At 74.8% G+C, this 23,967-nt stretch carries 2 protein-coding genes and 1 pseudogene; all 3 read right to left on the reverse strand.

What is annotated here, in order from left to right; genetic code table 11:
• A pseudogene (locus ACLJQF_RS25650) lies at positions 1-4,818 on the reverse strand (SDR family NAD(P)-dependent oxidoreductase); the annotation flags it as partial.
• 162 nt (positions 4,819-4,980) lie between these two features.
• Entirely contained in the window at positions 4,981-9,105 is a 4,125-nt protein-coding gene (locus ACLJQF_RS25655; protein ID WP_410612241.1) for a type I polyketide synthase, read from the reverse strand.
• A gap of 17 nt (positions 9,106-9,122) precedes the next feature.
• A complete protein-coding gene (locus ACLJQF_RS25660; protein WP_410612242.1) occupies positions 9,123-23,960 on the reverse strand; it encodes a type I polyketide synthase in 14,838 nt (4,945 codons plus the stop codon).
• Positions 23,961-23,967: the final 7 nt, after the last annotated feature.

Raw genomic sequence — 23,967 nt, forward strand, 5'->3', positions numbered from 1 at the left:
CTACAATTTACCGAGATCATTGTTGATGAATTCGAGAAGTGCGTCGTCGTCGGCGAAATCGAGCTCGCCGGTTTCATTGTCCGGCTCGGTGTAGCGGGCGAGCAGGGTTTGCAGCCGCACGGCGAGCTCGGTCCGTGTCAGCCGGTCGGGTTCGCCCGCGGCCAGTGCGGCTTCCAGCCGGTCGAGCTCGGCCAGTGCGCTCGGGGCGCCGTCGCCCAGCTGCGTCCGCAGGTGCTCGGCGAGCGCGGTGGCGTTGGGGTGGTTGAAGACGAGCGTCGGAGGCAGGGTGAGCCCGGTCGCGGCGGCGAGCCGGGTCCGCAGCTCGACGGCGGTGAGCGAGTCGAAGCCGAGTTCGGTGAAGGCCCGGTTCGCCTCGACCGCGGCGGTCGTGGCGTGCCCCAGCACCTGCGCGGCTTCGGTCCGGATCAGGGTGCGGAGTTCGGCGAGCAGGTCGGCGGGTGCCAGGCCGGCGAACCGCGTGGCCCCGGGCACCTTCGCTTCGGACGGCGCCTCCTCGGGCAGTTGCGCCTCGGGCAGTTCGCCGAGCAGCCGGCTCGGCCGGGTGGCGGTGAAGGCGGGAGCGAACCGCGCCCAGTCGACATCGGCGACGACCACGGCGGTCTCCCCCGCCCCGACGGCGGTGGCCAGCGCGGTGAGCGCCCCGCCGGGCGGCAGCGGCGTCAGCCCACGGCGCCGGAGGTGCTCCTGCTCGGCCGCGCCGGCGGCCATCCCGCTGCCGGCCCACGGGCCCCAGGCGATGGACGTCGCGGCCCGCCCGGCCGCACGCCGACGGGCAGCGACGGCGTCGAGCCGCGCGTTGGCCGCGGCGTAGGCGGTCTGGCCGCCCGCACCCCAGATGCCGGAGATGGAGGAGAAGAGGACGAAGGCGTCGAGGTCGTCGCCGAGGAGCTGGTCGAGGTGTTCGGCACCGGCGGCTTTGGCTCGGAGGACAGTGCGGAACTCGTGGTCGGAGAGGTCGGCGAACGCGGTGGCTTGACCGGCCCCGGCGGCGTGCACGACCGCGGTGACCGGGGGAACCTGGTCGAGGGCTCGGGCGAGGTCGGCGCGGTCGGCGACGTCGCAGGCGAGGACGGTCACCTGCGCGCCGGCGGTTCGGAGGTCCTCGGCGAGTTCGGCGGCGCCGGGGGCATCGGGACCGCGGCGGCTGAGGAGGACGAGGTGGCCGGCGCCGGCGTGGGCGGCCCAGCGGGCCACGGTGGCGCCGAGGGCGCCGGTGCCGCCGGTGATGAGGAGGGTTCCGCCGGGGATCCATTGCGGGGTGGGCGAAAGCGGTGCGCGGACGAGGCGCCGCGCGTACACGCCGGAGGGCCGCAGGGCGAGTTGATCTTCCTCGGCGGCGCCGCCGAGGACCGGGGAAGCTTCGTGGTGCCCCGTACCGGCGGCGCGAGCGGCTTCGCGCTGCCCGGCACCGGCGATGATTCCCCAGATCTGCGCGGCCAGGCGGTCGTCCGGGGTTGCCGGGACATCGAGCAAGCCGCCCCAGCGGTCCGGTGTTTCCAGGGCCAGCGCCCGGCCGAAACCCCACAGCCCGGCCAATTCGGGATCCCCGGCCGTCCCGTCGCCGGGGACGGCAACCGCCCCCGAGGTCACGCACCACAGCGGCGCCGTCACCTCAGCCCTGGCCAGCGCCGCCGCGTCGGCCAATGCGTCATCACCCGGGGCCGAAATCAGGACCACTCCGTCGAACGGTCCCGTCTCAGCCAGCTCTCCCGGTCCGGCGACGAGAACTCCGGGCCGCTCCAGCGCATCCGCCCAGTCGCGCGCCGCCCCCGGGGCCGCCACGATCGCGTACCGGCCCGCCGGAGTCACCGGAACCGGCTCGGGCACCGGGACCCACGTCACCCGGTAGCGCCACGACGCCGTCTCCGCGGCTTCGGCCCGGTCCCGCCGCCAGGACGCCAGCGCGGGCAGCACCTTGGCGACGTCCGCAGTCGGCACGCCCGTCCCGGCCGAGAGCTCGCCGACATCGGCGCGGTCGACGGCCGACCAGAACTGCGCGTCGATCTCGCCGCCCACCGGACGCGGGGCCGGGACCGGCCAGAAGCGCTCCCGCTGGAAGGCGTGCGTGGGCAACGGAATGCGGTGGCCGGGCAGCCCCGTCCAGTCCACCGGCACCCCGGCGGTGGCCAACCCGGCCAACGCGGTGAAAAACGTCCGCTCCTCGTCACGGTCGCGCCGCATCGCCGGGATCGCCGTGCCCGGGACCATCGAGCTGAGCACCCCGTCCGGGCCCAGCTCCAGGAACACCCCAACCCCGGCCGCGTCCAAAGTGGACACACCGTCGGCGAACCGGACCGTCTCCCGCACGTGCCGCACCCAATACTCCGCCGTGAACGACGAAGCGAGAGCACCGCTCACATTCGAGAGCACCGGAATTTCGGCGGAGTGATACGTCAACGACTCCGCCACCGCACGGAACTCGTCGAGCATCGGGTCCATCAGCGGCGAATGGAACGCGTGACTCACAGCGAGGCGCTTGGCCTTCGGGAACTTCGAAGCGATCGCCAGCACCGCGGCCTCGTCCCCGGAGATCACCACCGACTCCGGCCCGTTCACCGCCGCGATCGAGACACCCTCGGTCAAGACGATCGCCGACTCCGGCGCGGCGATCGACACCATCGCCCCACCCGGCGGCAGAGCCTGCATCAACGACGCCCGCGCCGACACCAGCCGACACGCGTCCTCGAGCGACAGCACCCCCGCCACGTGCGCCGCCGAGATCTCCCCGATCGAATGCCCGGCCACGAAGTCCGGACGGACACCCCACGACGCGAAAAGCCGGTACAGCGCGACTTCGACGGCGAACAACGCAGGCTGCGTCGAGCCGGTTTCGTCCAAATCGGCACCGGCGAAGACGATCTCGTGCAGCGGACGCTCCAGCACCCGATCGAACTCGGCACACACCGCGTCGAACGCCTCGGCGTACACCGGGAACCGGTCGTAGAGCCCCCGGCCCATACCGGCCCGCTGCGCGCCCTGCCCGGTGAAGAGCACCGCGAGCGAGCCCGGCTGGCCGTCCCCGCGGATCACGCTTGGCTCCGGCGTCCCCTCCGCCAGCGCCGTCAATCCGCGGACGAGGTCGCCGTCATCCCCGGCGAGCACCACCGCGCGCCGCGCCAGGGCCGCGCGGCCGGTCGCCAGCGAAAAAGCGATGTCCGGCAGGGCCCCGCGCTCGGCCCCGAGCAGCCGGCGGGCCTGGTCGCGCAATCCGGACTCGGTCTGCGCGGAGACCGGCACCGGGAGCAGGCCCGCCGGCGCGGTGTCGTGCACGACGACGTCGTCCGGCGCCTGCTCGAGGATGGTGTGGGCGTTGGTGCCGGAGATCCCGAACGAGGACACGCCCGCACGCCGCGGCCGGTCGGACGGCCACTTCCGGGCCTCGGTGAGCACCTCCACCGCGCCCGATGACCAGTCCACATGCGACGATGGCGCGTCGACGTGCAGTGTCCGCGGCAGCACGCCGTTCCGCATCGCCATGACCATCTTGATGATCCCGGCAACCCCGGCCGCGGCCTGCGTGTGGCCCACATTGGACTTCACCGAACCGAGCCACAGCGGCTCTTCGCGCCCTTGACCGTAGGTGGCCAGCAAGGCCTGCGCTTCGATCGGGTCGCCGAGCTTCGTCCCGGTGCCGTGCGCCTCGACAGCGTCCACTTCGGACGGTTGCAGCCCCGCATCGGCGAGGGCGGCCCGGATCACGCGCTGCTGCGACGGGCCGTTCGGCGCGGTCAGGCCGTTCGACGCGCCATCGGAGTTGACCGCCGATCCCCGGACCACGGCCAGGATCTCGTGCCCGTTGCGGCGCGCGTCCGACAGCCGCTCCACCAGCAGCAGGCCGGCACCCTCACCCCAGCCGGTGCCGTCGGCGCTCTCGGCGAACGCCTTGCAGCGGCCGTCCGGGGCGAGGCCGCCCTGGCGGTCGAACTCGACGAAGGCTCCCGGGGTCGCCATCACCGTGACACCGCCGGCGACGGCGAGGTCGCACTCGCCCGCCCGCAGCGCCTGGCGCGCCCAGTGCAGCGCGACCAGCGACGACGAGCAGGCGGTGTCCACGGTGACCGCGGGGCCTTCCAGCCCGAAGGCGTAGGCGATCCGGCCGGAGACGACGGCCGCGGCGTTGCCCGTGCCGACGTAGCCGGCGACGTCGTCGCTCGCGTCGGTGAGCAACGCGGGGTAGTCCTGGCCGTTGGTGCCGGCGAAGACGCCGATGCGTTCGCCGCGGACCGAACGCGGGTCGAGACCGGCGCGTTCGAACAGCTCCCACGCCGTCTCCAGGAGGATCCGCTGCTGGGGGTCCATGGCCGTGGCTTCGCGCGGCGAGATGCCGAAGAGCCCGGCGTCGAAGTCCGCGGCGCCGGTGAGGAACCCACCCGGCTTGACGGCGGTGAGTCCGGACGGCCAGCCACGGTCGGCGGGCGGCCCGGACAGCGCGTCGGCCCCGCGGGCGACGAGGTCCCACAGGTCTTCCGGCGAGCGAACGTCGCCGGGGAACCGGCACGCCATCGCGACGATCGCGATCGGCTCGTCATCCGCGGCAGCAGTGTGCTCCATTTCTAGAGCAGTGCTCTCGCCTGAGAGCAGCGCACACAAATGGCGCGCGAGGGCGGCGGGGTCGGGGTGGTCGTAGGTCAGGGTGGCGGGCAGGTCGAGCCCGGTGGCGACGCGCAGGCGGTTGCGCAGCTCGACGGCCGAGAGCGAGGTGAACCCGAGATCAGTGAACGCCCGCCCCCGATCGACGGCGGCGGCCGAGGCATGCCCGAGCACCGCGGCGACGTGTTCGCGGACGAGGTCGAGCACGCCGACTGCGGTGAAGTCGAAGGTGGGGGTGGTCTCGGCGGGGCCACCGGGGTGACGGCCGGCAGCGGCGAGTGCGGGTTCCCCGAGGCTTCGGCGGGCCCCGGCAAGTGCGGCGCCCACGGGGTTGCGACCGGCACCGGCAAGCGCGGCGCCCACGGGGTTTCAGGCGGCACCGGCAAGTGCGGCACCCCCGGCGTTTCGACCGGCTCCCGGCAGTTCGGCGAGCAGCGGGCTCGGCCGGACCGCGGTGAACGCCGGGCCGAAGACACCCCAATCGACGTCGGCGATCGCCACCGTGGTGTCGCCCGCGGCCAAGGCGCCTCCGAGCGCCGCGAGGGCGAGATCGGGGTCGAGCGGCCGGAGCCCGGCGGCGGCGAGCCGCGCGGTGACCCCGTCGCCGGCCATTCCGCCGCCGGCCCACGGGCCCCAGGCGATGGCGAGCGCCGGGAGGCCCGCCGCTCGGCGGGTTTCGGCGAGGGCGTCGAGCCGGGCGTTGGCCGCCGCGTAGCCGGCCTGGCCGGCGGCGCCGAGGGTGCCCGCCAAGCCGGAGAAGAGGACGAATGCATCGAGGTCGCGGGTCAGTTCACCGAGGTGGACAGCGCCGGTGACCTTGGCCGCCTCGACCTGGGCGAGGCGGTCCGGGGTGAGGGTGTCGAGGACACCGTCGTCGAGGACGCCCGCCGCGTGGACGACGACGCGGAGGTCGTCGCCGATCCGCTCGAGGAGGGCGGCGAGCGCTGCGCGATCGGTGACGTCGCAGGCTTCGACGGCCGTTTCGGTGCCGGCGGCGGTGAGTTCAGCCGCCAGGTCGGCGGCACCGGGGGCAGCGGGACCGCGGCGGGAGGTGAGGACGAGCCGCTCGGCGCCGAGGGTGGCGGCCCACCGGGCGACGCGGGAGCCGAGCGCGCCGGTGCCGCCGGTGATCAGGACCGTGCCGCGGGGCCGCCAGTCCCGGGGGTTTCCGGGTGAAACGGGCTGCGCCGCGGCCGGTCGGGGACGTTCGGCCGGGGCAGGGACCAAGCGGCGGGCGAACGTCCCCGATGCCCGGATGGCCACCTGGTCCTCTCCGCCGCCCAGGACCGCCAGCAACCGGCCGGCCGCGCGGTCGTCCAGGGCCGGCGGGAGGTCCACCAGCCCGCCCCAGCGGTCGGGGTGTTCGAGGGCCGCCGTCCGGCCGAATCCCCACAAGGCCGCCTGCTGCGGCGCGGTCAGCTCGTCGGATCGGCCGATCGTGACCGCGCCGCGGGTCAGGCACCACAGCGGTGCCCCCATGCCCGCGTCGCCGAGGGCCTGTACCAGGGTCGCCAGCCCAGGGAGGTCGGCGCCGAGAGCGAGGATTCCCGTCCAGTTCCGGGCCGGCAGCTCACGGAGGCGGTCCGCCAGCTCGGGGCGGGACTCTCCGGCCGTCGTCACCGGCACGACGCCGGTGAGCAGGGCCGCCAGCGCCGCCGCCGTCTCGTCGGCCTCGGGGGCGATCAGCAACCAGTCCCCCGCCGCGCCGGCGGCCGGGGGCAGGGGTTTCCACTCGGCGCGGTATCGCCACGAAGACACCACGCTGTCCCGGCGGCTCCGGTGCCGCCAGGCCGACAACGCCGGCCGCACGGCTTCCGCCAGTTCGGCGTCGAGACCGAGCGTCGCGGCGAGGTCCGGGCTCTCGACCGCCGACCAGAACGAATCATCCTCTGTGGACACTTCGGCCGTGCCCGTGAGCCAGTAGTGCTGCCGCTGGAACGGGTACGTGGGCAGGTCGACCCGGGTCTCGGCGGGCAGGAACGGCATCCAGTCGACCGCCACGCCGTGGACGTGCAGCGTCGCCAGCGCCGTGAGCAGCGCCTGCTCGTCGTCCCGGTCACGGCGCAGCGCCGGGACGGCCACCCCGGGCACCATCGAGCTGAGGACGCCGTCGGGCCCCAGCTCCAGGAACACCCCGGCCCCGGCGGCTTCCAAAGTGGACACGCCGTCGGCGAACCGGACCGTCTCCCGCACGTGCCGGACCCAGTAGTCCGCCGTGAACGGCGAAGCGAGAGCACCGCTCACATTCGAGATCACCGGTATTTCCGCCGGGTGGTAGGTCAGGGACTCGGCCACCGCGCGGAACTCCGAAAGCATCGGGTCCATCAACGGCGAGTGGAACGCGTGACTCACCGGCAGCCGCTTCGTCTTCGGGAATCGGGCCGCGATCTCGAGAACCGCGGCCTCGTCGCCGGAGAGCACCACCGACTCCGGGCCGTTCACCGCCGCGAGGGAAACCCGGTCGTTCAGGACCAGCGAAGACTCGGGCGCGGCGATCGCCACCATCGCGCCGCCGGCGGGCAACGCCTGCATCAGCGACGCCCGCGCCGCCACCAGCCGGCACGCGTCCTCGAGGGACAGCACCCCGGCCACGTGCGCCGCCGAGATCTCGCCGATCGAATGCCCGGCCACGAAGTCCGGGCGTACGCCCCACGACGAAAGGAGCCGGAACAGCGCCACCTCGACCGCGAACAGCGCGGGTTGCGCCAAGCCGGTGTCGTCCAAACCGGACACTTCGCCGAACACCGCGTCCCGCACCGGAACGTCGAACCGCGCACAAACGGCGTCGAACGCGGCCGCGTAAACCGGGAAGCGCTCGTACAGCGAACGGCCCATCCCGGCCCGCTGCGCGCCCTGACCGGTGAACAACACCGCCAGCCCGCCCGGCGCGACCCGGCCGCGCACCAGGTTGGGCGCGTCGCCGCCGGCCGCCAGGGCCGAAAGCCCGTTCCGGAACTCGGAAGCCGATGCCCCGAACACCACCGCCCGGTCCTCGAACGCCGCCCGGCCGGAAAGCAATGCCGCGCCGACCTCCGGGAGAGGCCCGTCGGCCAGCGGCACGAGAGCCGAAGCCTGGGCGCACAGCGCCTCCGCGCCCCGCGCCGACACCAGCCAGGGAACCGGTCCCGCGACATCCGCCACCGGCGGCGCCGACGCCGGTTCCGCCTCTTCCAGGATCACGTGCGCGTTCGTCCCCGAGATCCCGAACGACGACACACCCGCCCGCCGCGGCCGGTCGGCGGGCCACGCACGCGCCGAGGTCAGCAGCCGCACCGCACCCGCCGACCAGTCCACTCGGGACGATGGCTCGGCCACGTGCAGCGTCCGCGGGAGGACGCCGTGCCGCATCGCGAGCACCATCTTGATCACGCCCGCCACGCCGGACGCCGACTGCGTGTGGCCGATGTTCGACTTCACCGAACCCAGCCACAGCGGCACCGAACGGTCCTGGCCGTACGTCTCCAGCAGCGCCTGCGCCTCGATCGGGTCGCCCAGCGCCGTGCCCGTGCCGTGCGCCTCCACGACGTCGACGTCCGAAGGGGACAGCCGGGCCGCGGCGAGGGCCGCCGTGATCACCCGGCGCTGGGACGGGCCGTTGGGCGCGGTGAGGCCGTTCGACGCGCCGTCGGAGTTCACCGCCGAACCGCGGAGGACCGCCAGGACCGGGTGCCCGAGCCGGCGCGCGTCCGACAGGCGCTCGACCAGCAGCAGGCCGGCGCCTTCGGCCCAGCCCGTGCCGTCGGCCGCGTCCGCGAACGCCTTGCAGCGGCCGTCCGCCGCCAGGCCGCCCTGCCGGTCGAACTCGGCGAAGGTCCCCGGGGTGGCCATGATCGTGACCCCGCCGGCGATCGCCAGGGTGCACTCGCCGCGCCGCAGGGCCTGGGCGGCGAGGTGCAGCGCGACCAGCGACGACGAACACGCCGAGTCGATCGTGACCGACGGGCCCTCCAGGCCGAGGTGGTAGGACAGCCGCCCGGACAGCACGCTGCCCGCCGTTCCGGTGAGCAGGTAGCCGGCGACCTCGTTGCCCACGTCACCCGCGTCGCCGGTGCCGTACCCGGACGCGGCCCCGCCGACGAAGACGCCCGTGCTGCTGCGCCGCAACGACTTCGGCGCGATCCGGGCGCGCTCCAGAAGCTCCCACGACGTCTCCAGCAGCAGCCGCTGTTGCGGGTCCATGGCAAGGGCCTCGCGGGGCGAGATGCCGAAGAAGTCCGCGTCGAACTCGGCCGCGTCGTGGAGGAAGCCGCCTTGGAACGACCCCATCGGCCAGCCGCGGTCGCCGGGGAAGCCGCCGATCGCGTCCGTGCCGCTCTCGACCAGCCGCCACAGGTCTTCCGGCGAGCCGACGCCGCCCGGGTAGCGGCAGCTCATGGCCACGATCGCGACGGGCTCCCGGTCCCGGGCCTCGACGTCGGCGAGCCGGTCGCGGGTGTCCTTCAGATCGGCCGTGACGAACTTGAGGTAGTCACGGAGTTTCTGCTCGTTGGCCATGGAAGCCCCACTGTCTGTCACGAAGTCCGGAAGGTGTTGTCGATGAATTCGAAGAGCTCGTCGTCATTGGCGCTGCCGAGGTCGGTGCCGCCGGACAACTCGGTCCACCGCGTGAGGAAGCCCCTCAGGCGCGCGGTGATCCCGTCGCTCGCCGGGACACGGGCCAGGTCCGCCTCGGTGACGGTTTCGAACGCGGCCTCCAGCCGGTCGAGCTCATCGAGGAGACGGACCTCGGCCGGCGAGCCGCCGAACCGGCGCTCGAGTTCTTCGGCCAGGTCGGCGGCGGTCGGGTGGTCGAAGGCGAGCGACGCGGGCAGGCTCAGCCCGGTCCCGGCGCCGAGCCGGTTGCGCAGCTCGACGGCCATCAGGGAGTCGAAGCCGAGCTCCTTGAAGGCGCGCTCAGGGCCGATCGCCGCGGCCGAACTGTGCCCGAGCACGCCCGCGACCTGGTCGAGCACCAGGGTGAGCAGCGCCTTCGGCCGCTCCGCCGCAGGCAGCGAGGCGAACCCCGTCGACGTCGGCTCCGGTTCGGCCAGTGCGGCCCGCACCGCCGGGAGGCCGGCCAGCAGCGGACGCGGCCGGGCCGCGGTGAAGACCGGCGCGAACCGGGCCCAGTCGACGTCCGCGACGACGACGGTCGTGTCCCCGGCGGCCAGCGCTCGCCGGAAGGCCGCGACGCCGTGGGCCGGGTCGATCGGCGGCAGGCCGCGCCCGCGCAGCATCCGGACGGCCTCGGCGTCGGCCGCCATCCCCGACCCGGCCCACGGGCCCCAGGCGATCGCGGTCGCGGCCCGCCCGCGGCCGCGGCGTTCCTCGGCCAGCGCGTCGAGGAAGGCGTTGGCCGCGCCGTACACCGCCTGTTCGCCGCTGCCCCACACCCCGGAAATGGAGGAGAACAGCACGAACGCGTCGAGGTCGTGCTCGCGGGTCAGCTCGTCGAGGTGCCGCGCGCCGGCCACCTTCCCGGCCAGGACCGCGGACACCTCCTCCCGCGTGATCGCGGTGAGCGGGCCGTGCTGGCCCGTGCCGGCGGCGTGCACCACCGCGGTCAGCGGCAGCTCCGCCGGGATGCCCGCGAGGACCCCCGCGAGTGCGTCCCGGTCCGCCGCGTCGCAGGCGGCGAGGGTGACGCGGACGCCCAGCGCGGACAGCTCCGAAGCCAGCTCGGACGCGCCGGGTGCCCGGTCGCCGCGCCGGCCGGTGAGGACGAGGTGTTCGGCGCCCGTCCTGGCGAGTTCCCGCGCGACGGCGGCGCCGAGCGCGCCGGTGCCGCCGGTGATCAGCACGGTGCCGCGGGGCCGCCAGTCCCGGGTTTCCCCGGCCGGGGCGGGGGCGAGCCGGCGGGCGAAGACGCCGTCCGGCCGGATGGCGACCTCGTCCTCGGTGCCGTCGGCGAGGACCGCGGCGAGCCGGGCCCCGGCCGCCGCGTCGAGGGTGTCCGGCAGGTCGGCGAGGCCGCCCCAGGCGGACGGCAGCTCCAGGGCCGCGATCCGGCCGAAGCCCCAGGTGGTCGCCTGGCCGGGGCGGGTGACGTCGCGCGCCGCGCCCTGGGTGAGGCACCACAGCCGGGCCGGGACGCCGGAGTCGGCGAGCGCCTGCGTGAGCGTGAGGTTGGCGACGAGCCCGGCTTCGGCGTCACGGTCCAAGGCCAGCAGGGACACGACTCCTGCGACGTCGGCGTGGTCGCGCAGCAGGGCGGTCAGCTCGGCACGGTCCCGGAGACCGGATTCGACCACCGGCTCGGCGCCGTGGGCGGCCAGCGCCTGCGCCACCTCTTCGCCCCGCCCGTCCGCGGCCAGGACCAGCCAGCGGCCGGTCAGCCGGCCCGCGGACCCGGCCACGGGCCGCCAGGTGACCCGGTACCGCCAGTTGTCCACAGTGGACGTCGAGCGCCAGCGGTCCAGCGCGGCCAGCGCGTGGGCGTCCAGTCCGACGTCGCCCGCGTCGACCGCGGCCCAGAAATCGCCGTCGACGGCCGGGGGCGCGGGTTCGAGCCAGAACCGCGACCGCTGGAAGGCGTAGGTCGGCAGCTCGGTCCGCCGGGCGCCGGCGAGCAGGGCCGAGGCGTCGAGCGGGAATCCGGCGGTCCGCAGGCGCGCGAACGCCGTGACCACGGATCGCGGCTCGTCCTCGCCGGCCCGCAGCGCCGGGATCGCCGGGACGTCGGTGCTGTCGGCCGCCATCGCCGACAGCACGCCGTCGGGGCCGAGTTCCAGGAACGTGCCCGCGCCGCGGTCGGCGAGGGTGCGCACCGCGTCGGCGAACCGGACGGTCTCCCGCACGTGCCGCACCCAGTAGTCCGGCGTGAACGGCTCGGCGAGCACGCCGGTCAGGGTCGACACGACCGGGATCTCCGGCTCGCGGTAGGTCACTTTCGCCGCCACCGCCCCGAATCCGGCCAGCATCGGGTCCATCAGCGGCGAGTGGAAGGCGTGGCTTACGCGCAGTCTCTTGGTCTTGACGCCGCGGGCCGCGAACTCTCCGGCAAGGGCCAGCACGGCGGTTTCGTCGCCGGAGATCACCGTGCTCGTGGGCCCGTTGACCGCCGCGATGCCGACGCCGTCGGTCAACGCGGCCCGGACGTCCGCTTCGGGCGCGCCGACGGCGACCATCGCGCCGCCCTCGGGCAGCGCCTGCATCAGGCTTGCCCGCGCGGCGACCAATGCACACGCGTCGGGCAGCGACAGCACGCCGGCGACGTGCGCGGCCGCGAGCTCGCCGATCGAGTGCCCGGCCACGAAGTCCGGCCGGACGCCCCAGGATTCGACGAGCCGAAACAGCGCGACTTCGAGGGCGAAGATCGCGGGCTGCGCGTGCCCGGTCTGCTCGAGCCGCTCCAGCTCGGTGTCCCCGAGCAGGGCCCGGACCTCGTCGAAGGCCCTGGCGAACACCGGGAACCGCGCGGCCAGCGCCCGGCCCATCCCGGGCCGCTGCGCACCCTGTCCGGTGAAGAGCACGGCCAGGCGTCCGGGCGTCCCGCTGCCGGTCAGCGCGCCGAGGTCGCCGGCGGCGATCGCGGCCAGCCCGGCCAGCAGCTCGGGGCCGGTCTCGCCGACGACGGCGGCCCGGTGGCCGAGGTCGGCCCGGGTGGTGGCCAGGCTCAGCGCGACGTCCGCGGGAGCCACCGCGCGGTCGCTGAGGAACTCGTGCAACCGGCCGGCCTGAGCGCGCAGCGCCGCCGGCCCCTTCCCCGTCAGCACCCACGGCACGGGCCCCGAGCGCCCCAAGGCGGCCTTCGGTGCGTCAGACGCACCGAAGGCCGCCTTGGGTGCGTCAGACGCAACCAAGGCCACATTGGGGCGCTCGGGTTCCTCCAAGATGAGGTGGGCGTTGGTGCCGGAGATCCCGAAGGAGGAAATTCCCGCGCGGCGCGGCCCGCCGGAAGTCCACTCGTGGGACTCCGTCAGCAGCTCGACCGCGCCCGACGTCCAGTCCACCCGGGACGTCGGTGCGTCGACGTGCAGCGTCCGCGGCAGGACGCCGTGCCGCATCGCCATGACCATCTTGATCACGCCCGCGACGCCGGCCGCGGCCTGGGTGTGGCCCAGGTTCGACTTCACCGAGCCGAGCCGGAGCGGGGTGACCCGGTCCTGCCCGTAGGTCGCCAGCAGCGCCTGGGCTTCGATCGGGTCACCCAGCTTCGTCCCGGTGCCGTGCGCCTCCACGGCGTCCACTTCGGACGGAGCCAGCCCCGCGTCGGCCAGTGCCGCGCGGATCACCCGCTGCTGGGAGGGCCCGTTCGGGGCGGTCAGGCCGTTCGACGCGCCATCGGAGTTCACCGCCGACCCGCGCACCACGGCCAGTACCTCGTGCCCGTGCCGGCGCGCGTCCGACAGCCGTTCCACCAGCAGCAGGCCGACGCCCTCGGCCATGCCGGTGCCGTCGGCGCCCTCGGCGAACGCCTTGCACCGGCCGTCCGCGGCCAGGCCGCGTTGCTGGCTGAAGGCGAGCAGGACACCCGGCGTCGGCATGACCGTCACCCCGCCCGCGAGCGCCAGGTCGCATTCACCGCGCCGCAGCGCCTGCACCGCCAGGTGCAACGCCACCAGCGACGACGAACACGCCGTGTCCACCGTCAGCGACGGGCCTTCCAGGCCGAACACGTACGACAGCCGGCCCGACGCCACCGACGACGTGCCACCGGTCATCAGGTGGCCTTCGAGGCCGTCGGTGGCCGCGCCGGTGCCGTAGCCGGAGGTGGCCGCGCCGACGAACACGCCGGTCCGGCTGCCCCGGACCGAGAGCGGGTCGATGCCGGCGCGCTCGAAGGCCTCCCACGTCGTTTCCAGCAGGAGCCGCTGCTGCGGGTCCATGGTCAGCGCCTCGCGCGGCGAGATGTCGAACAGTTCCGGGTCGAACCGGCCGGCGTCGGTCACGAACCCGCCGCGGCGGGTGGAGATGCGCCCCGGCGTCCCGGGTTCGGGCGCGTACAGGCCGTCGAGGTCCCAGCCGCGGTCGTCGGGGAACGGCGCGATCGCGTCGACGCCGCCCGCGACCAGGGACCACAGGTCCTCCGGCGAGGCGACCGCGCCGGGGTAGCGGCAGCTCATCGCGACGATGACGACCGGGTCGTCGTCACTGGTCGCGGCCGCCGGGAGGACCGGCGAAGGGGCGCCGCCGAACAGCCCGGTCCGCAGGAAGGCCACCAGCGCCGCCGGTGCCGGGTGGTCGAAGACGAGCGTCGCGGGCAGCCGCAGGCCGGTCGCGGCGCCGAGCCGGTTGCGCAGCTCGACGGCGGTGAGGGAGTCGAAGCCGAGTTCGGCGAACGAGCGGCCCGGCTCGATCTCGCCGGCCGTGTCGTGCCCGAGCACCGCGGCCACGTGGTCGCGGACCAGTTCCAGCAGCCGCCGGTCGCGCTCGGCGGCCGGCAGCGTCCGCAGCCGGGCGGCCAGGTCGTCCCCCGCCGGCACCGTGGTGGCCGCTCGGCGAGTACCGCGGACAAGCCCGCGCAGCAGCGGCGGCACCGGGCCGGTCGGCGCGGAAAGGTCGAGCCGGGCCGGGATCGCCAGTGTCTCGCCGCGGGCGATGGCCGCGTCGAACAGGGCCAGGCCTTCGGCGTCGGAGAGCCCGGTCATGCCACCCCGGGACATCCGGGCCAGGTCGGCGGCGCCGAGGTGGCCGGTCATGCCGCTGGCCTCCGCCCACAGGCCCCAGGCCAGGGACACGCCCGGCAGGCCGAGCGCGCGGCGGTGCGCGGCCAGGGCGTCGAGGGCGGTGTTCGCGGCCGCGTAGCTGCTCTGCCCGGCCGTCCCGAACACGCCCGCGGCGGCCGAGAACAGCACGAACCAGGCCAGGTCCGTGTCGCGGGTCAGCTCGTGCAGGTTGACGGCGGCGTCGATCTTCGGCCGCAGCACGGCCGTGAGCCGGTCCGGGTCGAGGCCGGTCAGCAGGCCGTCGTCGAGGACACCCGCGGTGTGCACGACCCCGGTCAGCCGCCGGCCGGCCAGCACTCCGGCGAGCGCGGCGCGATCGGCCGCGTCGCACGCGACGATGGTGACGTCGGCGCCCAGGGCGGTCAGCTCGCCGGCCAGGTCCGCGGCGCCGGGCGCGTCCGGGCCGCGCCGGCTGAGCAGGAGCAGCCGCCGGACGCCGTGCGCGGTCACCAGGTGCCGCGCGATCCGGGCGCCGAGCGTGCCGGTGCCGCCGGTGACGAGCACGGTGCCGTCCGGGTCGGGCTTCCGCGGCAGGGTCACGACGTTCTTGCCGACGTGCCGCGCCTGGCTGATGAACCGGAACGCCTCGGGCACCTGCCGGACGTCCCAGGTTCGCCGCGGCAGCGGGGTGAGCACGCCGGCCGCGAAGAGCCCGGCGAGTTCGCGCAGGATCTCCTGCAGGCGCTCGGGGCCCGCCTCGATGAGGTCGAAGGCGCGGTACCGGACGCCTTCGTGGGCACGGGCGACTTCGCCGGCGTCCCGGACGTCGGCCTTGCCCATCTCGACGAACCGGCCGCCGCGTGGCAGCAGCCGCAGGGACGCGTCGACGAACTCGCCGGCTAGGGCATCGAGCACGACGTCGACCCCGCGGCCGCCGGTGGCCGCGCGGAAATGGTCCTCGAAGGACAGGGCCCTGGAGTCTCCGATGTGGACGGTGTCGAGGCCGAGTTCCCGGAGCACGTCGTGCTTGCCGGTGCTCGCAGTGGCGAACACGTCCGCGTTCTTCCAGCGGGCGAGCTGGACGGCGGCCATGCCGACGCCGCCCGCGGCCGCGTGCACGAGCACGGACTGGCCCGCTTCGAGGCCGCCGAGGTCGAACAGGCCGTAGTAGGCGGTGGCGAAGGCGACGGGCACCGACGCGGCGTCGGCGAAGCTCCAGCCCGCCGGCATCGGCGTCACCAGACGGTGGTCGGTGACCGCGACCGGGCCGAGCGCGCCGGTGAACAGCCCGGTGACGCGGTCGCCGACGGCCAGCCCGCGCACCCGTTCCCCGGTTTCCAGCACCACACCGGCGGCCTCGCCACCCAGCAGCGCCTGACCCGGGTACATCCCGAGCGTGATGAGGACGTCGCGGAAGTTCAGCCCGGCCGCGCGGACCTCGACGCGGATGTCGTCGGGCCCGAGGGCCGGCTCCGGGACCGGGAACGTCGCCAGTCCGTCGAGGGTGCCGGTGCCGGTGGTGCCGACGCGCCAGGCGGTGTCCGCGGGCAGGGTCAGCTCGGTGGCCGGGCGGGCGAGGCGCGGGACGAGCAGCGTCCCGGCACGGGCGGCCACCTGTGGTTCGCCCGCGGCGAGCGCGGTTCCGACGGCGGCGTTCGCGTCGGCCCGGTCGTCGACGTCCACAAGCACGAACCGGCCCGGGTGTTCGGACTGGGCCGCGCGGATCAGGCCCCAGGCGGGGGCCTGATCCAGCGCCGGCACCGGGTCGCCGGGCAGCGCGGCGAGCGCGCCGGTGGTGAGCACGACGAGCCGGGCACCGGCGAACCGCGCGTCGGCCAGCCACTCCTGCGCGGCCGCGAGGACCTGCTCGATGCCGGTCACCGGCAGGACGACGGCGTCCGGCACGACGTCGAGGCCGGCCAGTGGTCCGGAGAGCCAGACGAACTCCGGGACGTCCCCGGCGGCCGTGAGCGGGATCCATTCCGTGCGGAACAGCGCATCCGGCGTCTCGTCCACTGTGGACGAGGTGACCTGGAACGCGAGGGAACCGATGTTCGCGACCGGGCTTCCGGCCGGGTCGGTGGCCACGACCGAGACCGCGTTCGGCCCGGCCGCGGCCAGGCGCACGCGCAGGGCGGTGGCCCCGGTGGCGAACAGTGCGACGTCGGTGAAGGCGAACGGGAGCCGCGCGCGGCCGTCGTCGGGGAAGAACCCGCCGAGGCCCAGCGCGTGCAGGGCGGCGTCGAGCAGGGCGGGGTGCACGGCGAACGCGTCGGTGCCGGGCAGCTCGACCTCGGCGAACACCTGGTCGTCGTGCCGCCAGGCCGCGCGCAGGCCGCGGAAGGCGGGCCCGTAGTGGTAGCCGGCCTCGGCAAGCGCGGCGTAGTGGCCGTCGACGTCGAGGGCTTCGGCGCCGGCGGGCGGCCACTCGGGCGGGATCCCGGCGGGGCCGGGGGTGCCGGGTGCCAGGACGCCCTGGGCGTGCCGGGTCCAGCGCGCACCGGGCTGGTCGGGGCGGGCGCTGACGGTCAGGCCGCGGCGGCCGTCTTCGCCCGGCGCGTCGACGACGACCTGGAGCTGGACGCCGCCGGTGGCAGGCACGGGCAGGGGCGCGCCGAGGGTGAGCTCTTCGACGGTGCCGCACCCGGTGTGGTCGCCCGCGTGGATCGCGAGTTCGGCGAACGCCGTGCCGGGCAGCAGAGTGGTGCCGAGGATCTCGTGGTCGGCGAGCCAGGGGTGGGTCCGGCGGGACAGCCGTCCGGTGAGGACGAGCCGGTCGTCCCCGGCGAGGGTGACGGCGGCGCCGAGCAGCGGGTGGTCGACGGCGCCGAGGCCGAGCCCGGCGGCGTCGCCGGTGCGGACGGCCGGGCGGGGCCAGTACAGCTTGCGCTGGAAGGCGTAGGTGGGGAGGTCGACGACGTGGGCGTCCGGGAAGGCCGGGGTCCAGTCGACTCGGACGCCGTTGACGTGCGCTTCGGCGAGCGCGGTGTGGAACCGGGTCAGGCCACCGTCGTTCTTGCGGAGAGAACCCAGCGCGACGACGTCCTCGCCGAGCGCCATGGTCAGCACCGGATGCGGCGACACCTCGATGAACGTGCCGAAACCTTCACTCTTCAGCCGCTCTACAGCGATGTCGAGCCGGACCGTGCTGCGCAGGTTGGTGTACCAGTACTCGGCATCCACCCCTTCGTGCCACTCCCCCGTCACCGTCGAGATGAAGGCGGTCTCGCCTTGCCGGGGCGTGATCGGGGCCAGCACGTCCAGGAGTTCGTCGCGGAGTTGCTCGACCTGCGCCGAGTGGGAGGCGTAGTCCACCGGCACCCGCTTGGCGCGGATTCCGTCGGCTTCGCAGGACACGATCAGGGCGTCGAGGGCCTGCGGCGCGCCGGAGACGACCACCGCGGCGGGGCCGTTCACCGCCGCGATCGACAATCCCTCGGTGAGCCGCGCTACGACCGCGGCGAGCGGCGCTGCCACCGAGACCATTCCGCCGCGTCCGGCGAGGGCGATGATCGCCTTGCTGCGCAGGGCCACCACTCGCGCGCCGTCCTCGAGGGACAGCGCGCCCGAGACCACCGCGGCGGCGATCTCACCCTGCGAGTGCCCGACGACCGCGTCCGGGATCACGCCGAACGAGCGCCACAACTCGGCCAGCGACACCATCACCGCGAACAACGCGGGCTGGACCACGTCGACTCTCGTCAACGCCTCCGCGTCGGCCAGTACCTCGCGCAGCGACCAGTCCACAAAGGAGTCGAGGGCAACCGCGCACTCGTCGAGGCGGGACGCGAACACCGGCGACGACTCAGCGAGTTCGAGCGCCATCCCGGCCCACTGCGCACCCTGCCCCGGGAACACCAGCGCCACCTTGCCGGGATCGCCGGCCACGCCGGTGACGACGTTCGCCGCCGGGGCGCCCTCGGCCAGCGCGGTCAGGCCGGCCGGGAGGTCGCCGACCACGACCGCGCGATGCGGGAACGAGCTGCGCGTGGTCACCAACGAGAAGCCGATGTCCGCGGGCGACTCGTCCACGCGCCCGAGCAGCGCCTGCGCTTGCCCACGCAGCGCATCGGCCGACCGGGCCGACAGCACCCACGGCACGGCGGCCCCCAAGCGCCCCAAGGCGGCCTTGGTTGCGTCTGACGCACCGAAGGCCGCCTTGGTTGCGTCTGACGCACCGAAGGCCACATTGGGGCGCTCGGGGCCCTCCAGAACGGTGTGTGCGTTGGTGCCGCTCATGCCGAACGACGACACCGCGGCCCGCAGCGGGCGGCCGGCCGTCCACTCGCGCGACTCGGTCAGCAGCTCCACCGCACCCGCCGACCAGTCCACATGGGACGATGGCGCGTCGACGTGCAGCGTCCGCGGCAGCACACCGTGCCGCATCGCCATCACCATCTTGATCACGCCGGCGACGCCCGCCGCCGCCTGGGTGTGGCCGATGTTGGACTTCACCGAACCCAGGTACAGCGGCGTCGGGCGGTCCTGGCCGTAGGTCGCCAAGAGGGCCTGGGCCTCGATCGGGTCGCCGAGGGTCGTTCCGGTGCCGTGTGCCTCGACGACGTCCACGTCCGAAGTGGACAGACCGGCATCGGCCAGTGCCGCGCGGATGACCCGTTGCTGGGCCGGGCCGTTGGGTGCGGTCAGGCCGTTGGACGCGCCGTCGGAGTTGACCGCCGAGCCCCGGACCACCGCCAGCACCCGGTGGCCGTGGCGCTGCGCGTCCGACAGCCGCTCCAGCAGCAGCAAACCGGCGCCTTCGCCCCAGGCCGTGCCGTCCGCCGCCTCGGCGAAGGCCTTGCAGCGGCCGTCGGCGGCGAGGCCGCGCTGGCGGCTGAACTCGACGAACGTGCCCGGCGTGGCCATCACCGTGACCCCGCCCGCCAGGGCCATCGTGCACTCGCCGAGCCGCAGTGACCGGACCGCCAGGTGCAGGGCGACCAGCGAAGACGAGCACGCCGTGTCGACGGAGACGGCCGGGCCCTCCAGCCCGAAGGTGTAGGCCAGCCGGCCCGAGGCGACGCTCGCCGCGTTGCCCGTGGCCAGGTGGCCCTCGAGGACGTCGGCCGAACCGAGGAGCAGGGTCGTGTAGTCGTGGCTGTTGGTGCCGGCGAACACACCGGTCCGGCTGCCCCGCACGGTCGCCGGGTCGAGGCCCGCGCGCTCGAACGCCTCCCACGCGAGCTCCAGCAAGAGCCGCTGCTGCGGGTCCATCGCGAGGGCTTCGCGCGGCGAGATGCCGAAGAACCCGGCGTCGAACCCGCCCGCCGCATCGAGGAACGCGCCCTCGGTCACCGTCACCGAGCCGAGCCGCGCGGGGTCGGCGTCGTAGAGGTTTTCCAGGTCCCAGCCGCGGTCGGCCGGGAAGCCCGACACCGCGTCCGCGCCTTCGGCCACCAGGCGCCACAGGTCTTCCGGCGAGCCGACCCCGCCCGCGTACCGGCAGCTCATCGCGACGATGGCGATCGGCTCGTCGGCGGCCGCGGCCACCGTTGTGGTGGCTTCGGCGGCGGCGGCACCGAGGACCCCGGCCCGCAGGTGCCCGGCGAGCTTGCCCGGCGTCGGCCAGTCGTAGACGAGCGTCGCGGGCAGGGCGAGGCCGGTTTCCGCGCGCAGGGCGTCCCGCAGCTCGATCGCGGTCAGCGAGTCGAAGCCGAGTTCCTGGAACGCGCGGTCCGGGGCGACGGCGGCGGCGCTCGGATGGCCGAGCACCGCCGCGGCCTGGTCGCGGACCAGCTGCAGCAGCACCTCGTCGGCGACGGCCGGGGACAGCCCGCGCAGCCGGGTGACGAGCCCACCGGGTTCGGCCGCCGGCTCGTCGAGGACGGCTTCGGGGAGCGTGGTCAGCAGCGGGCTCGGCCGCCGGGAGGTGAAGGCGGCGGTGAACCGGGGCCAGTCGACGTCGGCGACAGCCACGTTCGTGTCGCCGCCCGCGGCCCGCAGCAGGGCCGAGACGGCCGCGTCCGGCGGCAGCGCACGGAGGCCGCGGCGCAGCAGGTAGTCCTCGGCGTCGTGGTCGGCGGCCATCCCGCCGTCCGCCCACGGGCCCCAGGCCACCGCGGTGGCGGCCAGCCCGCGGGCGCGGCGGGCTTCGGCGAGCGCGTCGAGGTAGGCGTTGGCGGCGCCGTAAACCGCCTGCTGCCCGCTGCCCCAGACCCCCGCGATCGAGGAGAAGAGGACGAACGCGTCGAGGTCTGTGTCGGCGAGGAGTTCGTCGAGGTGCCGGGCACCGGTCGCCTTGGCCGCCCACTGCCCGGCGAACTCGTCCACTTCGGACAGCGGCGCGGACCGCACGACGCCTGCCGTGTGCACGACGGCGGTGAGCCCGGCGCTGATCCGGTCCAGGAGGTCCGCCACGAAGTCCCGGTCCGCGACGTCGCCGGCGGCGAACGTCACCCGGGCGCCCAGTTCGGCGAGGTCCGCGCCCAGCTCGGTGGCGCCGGGCGCGCCGGCACCCCGGCGCGAGACGAGCACCAGGTGGTCGGCGCCTTCGCGGGCGAGGCGGCGGGCGACGTGCGCGCCCAGCGCACCGGTGCCGCCGGTGACGAGCACGGTGCCGCGCGGGGTCCACGCCGGCCCGGCCGGGGGCGCGTGCTCGAGCCGGCGGCCGAACGCCCCGACCGCGCGCAGGGCAACCTGGTCTTCCCCGGCACCGAGCAGGGCCCGGAACGCCTGCGGGTCCACAGTGGACGGAAGATCGATCAGGCCGCCCCAGCGATCCGGGAGTTCGAGCGCGGCGGCGCGGCCGAGTCCCCAGACGGCGGCCTGGTCCGGGTCCGGGGCGGGGTCCGCTTCGGTGACCCGGACGGCGCCCGAGGTGACGCACCACAGCGGCGCTGCGATCCCGGCCTCGCCGAGCGCCCGGATGAGCTCGACGGTCCGTTCCGGGCCGGCGCCGCTGAGCACGACGACCGGCTCGATCCCGCGGAGGTCCTCGGCGGTGACCGGGCCGTCGAGCCGCACGACGCGGCCGTCCCACCCGGCCAGTGCGGCCTCCAGCCGCGGAGACGGGTCGAGGACGAGGCAGTCACCGGCGAGCTGCGGGGTGCCGGCCGGCGCGAGGGGCGTCCAGGTGACCCGGTACCGGCCGGTGGTCTCGGCACGGCGTTGCCGCGCGGCCGTCAGTGCGGGGCGCAGGGTGTCTTCGGGGAGGCCGAGTTCGGCGGCGAGGGCGGCCACGTCGAGCACGCCGTCGGCCGGCGTCGGCCAGAACCGTTCGCGCTGGAACGGGTAGGTGGGCAGGTCGATCCGCAGTCCGGCGGGCAGGTACGCCGTCCAGTCGACGGCGCCGCCGCGGACCCACACCCCGGCGAGCGCGGTCAGCAGCGTCCGCTCCTCCGGCCGGTCGCGCCGGAGGGCGGGGATGGCGGAGCCGCCGACCATCGCGCTGAGAACGCCGTCGGGACCGAGTTCGAGAAAGGTACGGACCCCTTCGGCTTCGAGAGTGGCGACCCCGTCGGCGAACCGGACGGCTTCCCGGACGTGGCGCACCCAGTAGTCCGCGGTGAACGGCTCGGCGAGAGCACCGCTCACATTCGAGAGCACCGGAATCTCCGCCGGGTAATAGGTCAAGGTTTCCGCGACCGCCCGGAACTCCTCGAGCATCGGGTCCATCAACGGCGAATGGAACGCGTGGCTGACCTTCAACCGCTTGGTCTTCGGGAACTTCGCCGCGATCTCCAGCACCGCGGCCTCGTCACCGGAGATGACCACCGACTCGGGCCCGTTCACCGCGGCGATCGAAACGCCCTCGGTCAGCTCGATGCTCTCCTCGGGCGCGGCGATCGACACCATCGCACCGCCTGCCGGGAGCGCCTGCATCAACGCCGCCCGCGCCGACACCAGCCGGCAGGCGTCTTCCAGGGACAGCACCCCGGCGACGTGCGCGGCCGAGATCTCCCCGATGGAGTGCCCGGCCACGAAGTCCGGCCGGACGCCCCACGACGCCACCAGCCGGAACAACGCCACCTCGACGGCGAACAACGCGGGCTGGGCGAAGCCGGTATCGTCCAATCCGGACACCTCGCCGAACACCGCGTCGCGGACCGGCACCGCAAAGTGTGCGCACACCGCGTCGAAAGCTTCCGCGTACACCGGGAACCGCTCGTACAGCTCCCGGCCCATCCCGATCCGCTGGGCGCCCTGCCCGGTGAACAGCACCGCCAGCCGGCCGTCCTCCCGGACCTCCCCGGTGACCACCTTCGCATCGAGAACGACCGCGCGGTGGTCGAGCGCGGCTCGGGTGAGCAGGGTCCGGGCGATGTCCACGGGGTCGGCCGGCACCTCGGCCAGCCGGGAAATCTGCGCCTGCACCGCTTCCGGTGTCTTCGCCGACAGCACCCACGGCGTCAGCGTGCCCACCGGCGCCTCCGCGGGCACCGGCTCGGCGGGCGGCACGGCTTCCAGGATGGTGTGGGCATTGGTACCGCTGACGCCGAACGACGACACCGCGGCCCGCAGCGGACGATCGGCCGTCCACTCACGCGACTCGGTCAGCAGCTCCACCGCGCCCGCCGACCAGTCCACATGCGACGACGGCGCGTCGACGTGCAAGGTCTTCGGAAGGACACCGTGGCGCATCGCCATGACCATCTTGATCACCCCGGCCACCCCGGCCGCCGCCTGGGTGTGCCCGATGTTCGACTTCACCGACCCCAGCCACAGCGGGGTCGAACGGTCCTGGCCGTAGGTGGCCAGCAGCGCCTGGGCCTCGATCGGATCGCCCAGGGTCGTTCCGGTGCCGTGCGCCTCGACGGCATCGACGTCCGAAATGGACAGCCGGGCATTGTCGAGGGCCGCCCGGATCACCCGCTGCTGGGCCGGGCCGTTCGGCGCGGTCAGGCCGTTGGACGCGCCGTCCTGATTGACCGCCGAGCCGCGCACCACCGCCAGGACCTCGTGCCCGTGACGCCGCGCGTCGGACAGCCGCTCGACCAGCAGGACCCCGGCGCCTTCGCCCCAGCCGGTGCCGTCGGCCGCCTCGGCGAACGCCTTGACCCGGCCGTCCGGGGCGAGCCCGCGCTGGCGGCTGAACTCGACGAACGTCCCCGGCGTGGCCATCACGGTGACCCCGCCGGCCAGCGCCAGATCGCATTCGCCCTGCCGCAGCGCCTGCGCGGCGAGGTGCAGGGCGACCAGCGACGACGAGCACGCCGTGTCGACGGTCAGCGCCGAGCCCTCGAAACCGAACAGGTACGCCAGCCGGCCGGAGACGACGCTCGCCGCGTTGCCGGTGCCGAGGTAGCCCTCGACGTCCTCGGCCGACGAGCGCAGCAGGGCGAGGTAGTCCTGGCCGTTGGAGCCGACGAACACGCCTGTCCGGCTGCCCCGCAGCGACGCCGGGTCGATGCCCGCACGCTCGAAGGCCTCCCACGACGTCTCCAGCAGCAGCCGTTGCTGCGGGTCCATCGCCAGGGCCTCCCGTGGGGAGATCCCGAAGAACCCCGCGTCGAAGAGGTCCGCGTCGTGCAGGAACGCGCCTTCCCGCGCGTACGTCGTGCCCGGACGGCCGGAGTCGTCGAACAGCACCGCGGTGTCCCAGCCGCGGTTGGCGGGGAACGCCGAAACGGCGTCCCCGCCGCGGGCCACCAGGTCCCACAGCCCCTCCGGCGAGCGCACGCCGCCGGGGAACCGGCAGGCCATCGCGACGATGGCGATCGGCTCGGTCGCGGCCTCGACGAGCTGCCGGTTCTGCCGCCGCAGCCGCTCGGCCTCCTTGACGGAGGCGCGCAGCGCGTCGAGCACCTTCTCGGGCGTGGCCATGGTTCAG

Source organism: Amycolatopsis sp. lyj-109, from assembly GCF_046548995.1.
Taxonomy (GTDB): domain Bacteria; phylum Actinomycetota; class Actinomycetes; order Mycobacteriales; family Pseudonocardiaceae; genus Amycolatopsis.

Excerpts from the sequence above, each read along its gene's own strand:
- ACLJQF_RS25655 (WP_410612241.1), bottom strand. The coding sequence starts at position 9,105 with ATGGCCAACGAGCAGAAACTCCGTGACTACCTCAAGTTCGTCACGGCC.
- ACLJQF_RS25660 (WP_410612242.1), bottom strand. The coding sequence starts at position 23,960 with ATGGCCACGCCCGAGAAGGTGCTCGACGCGCTGCGCGCCTCCGTCAAG.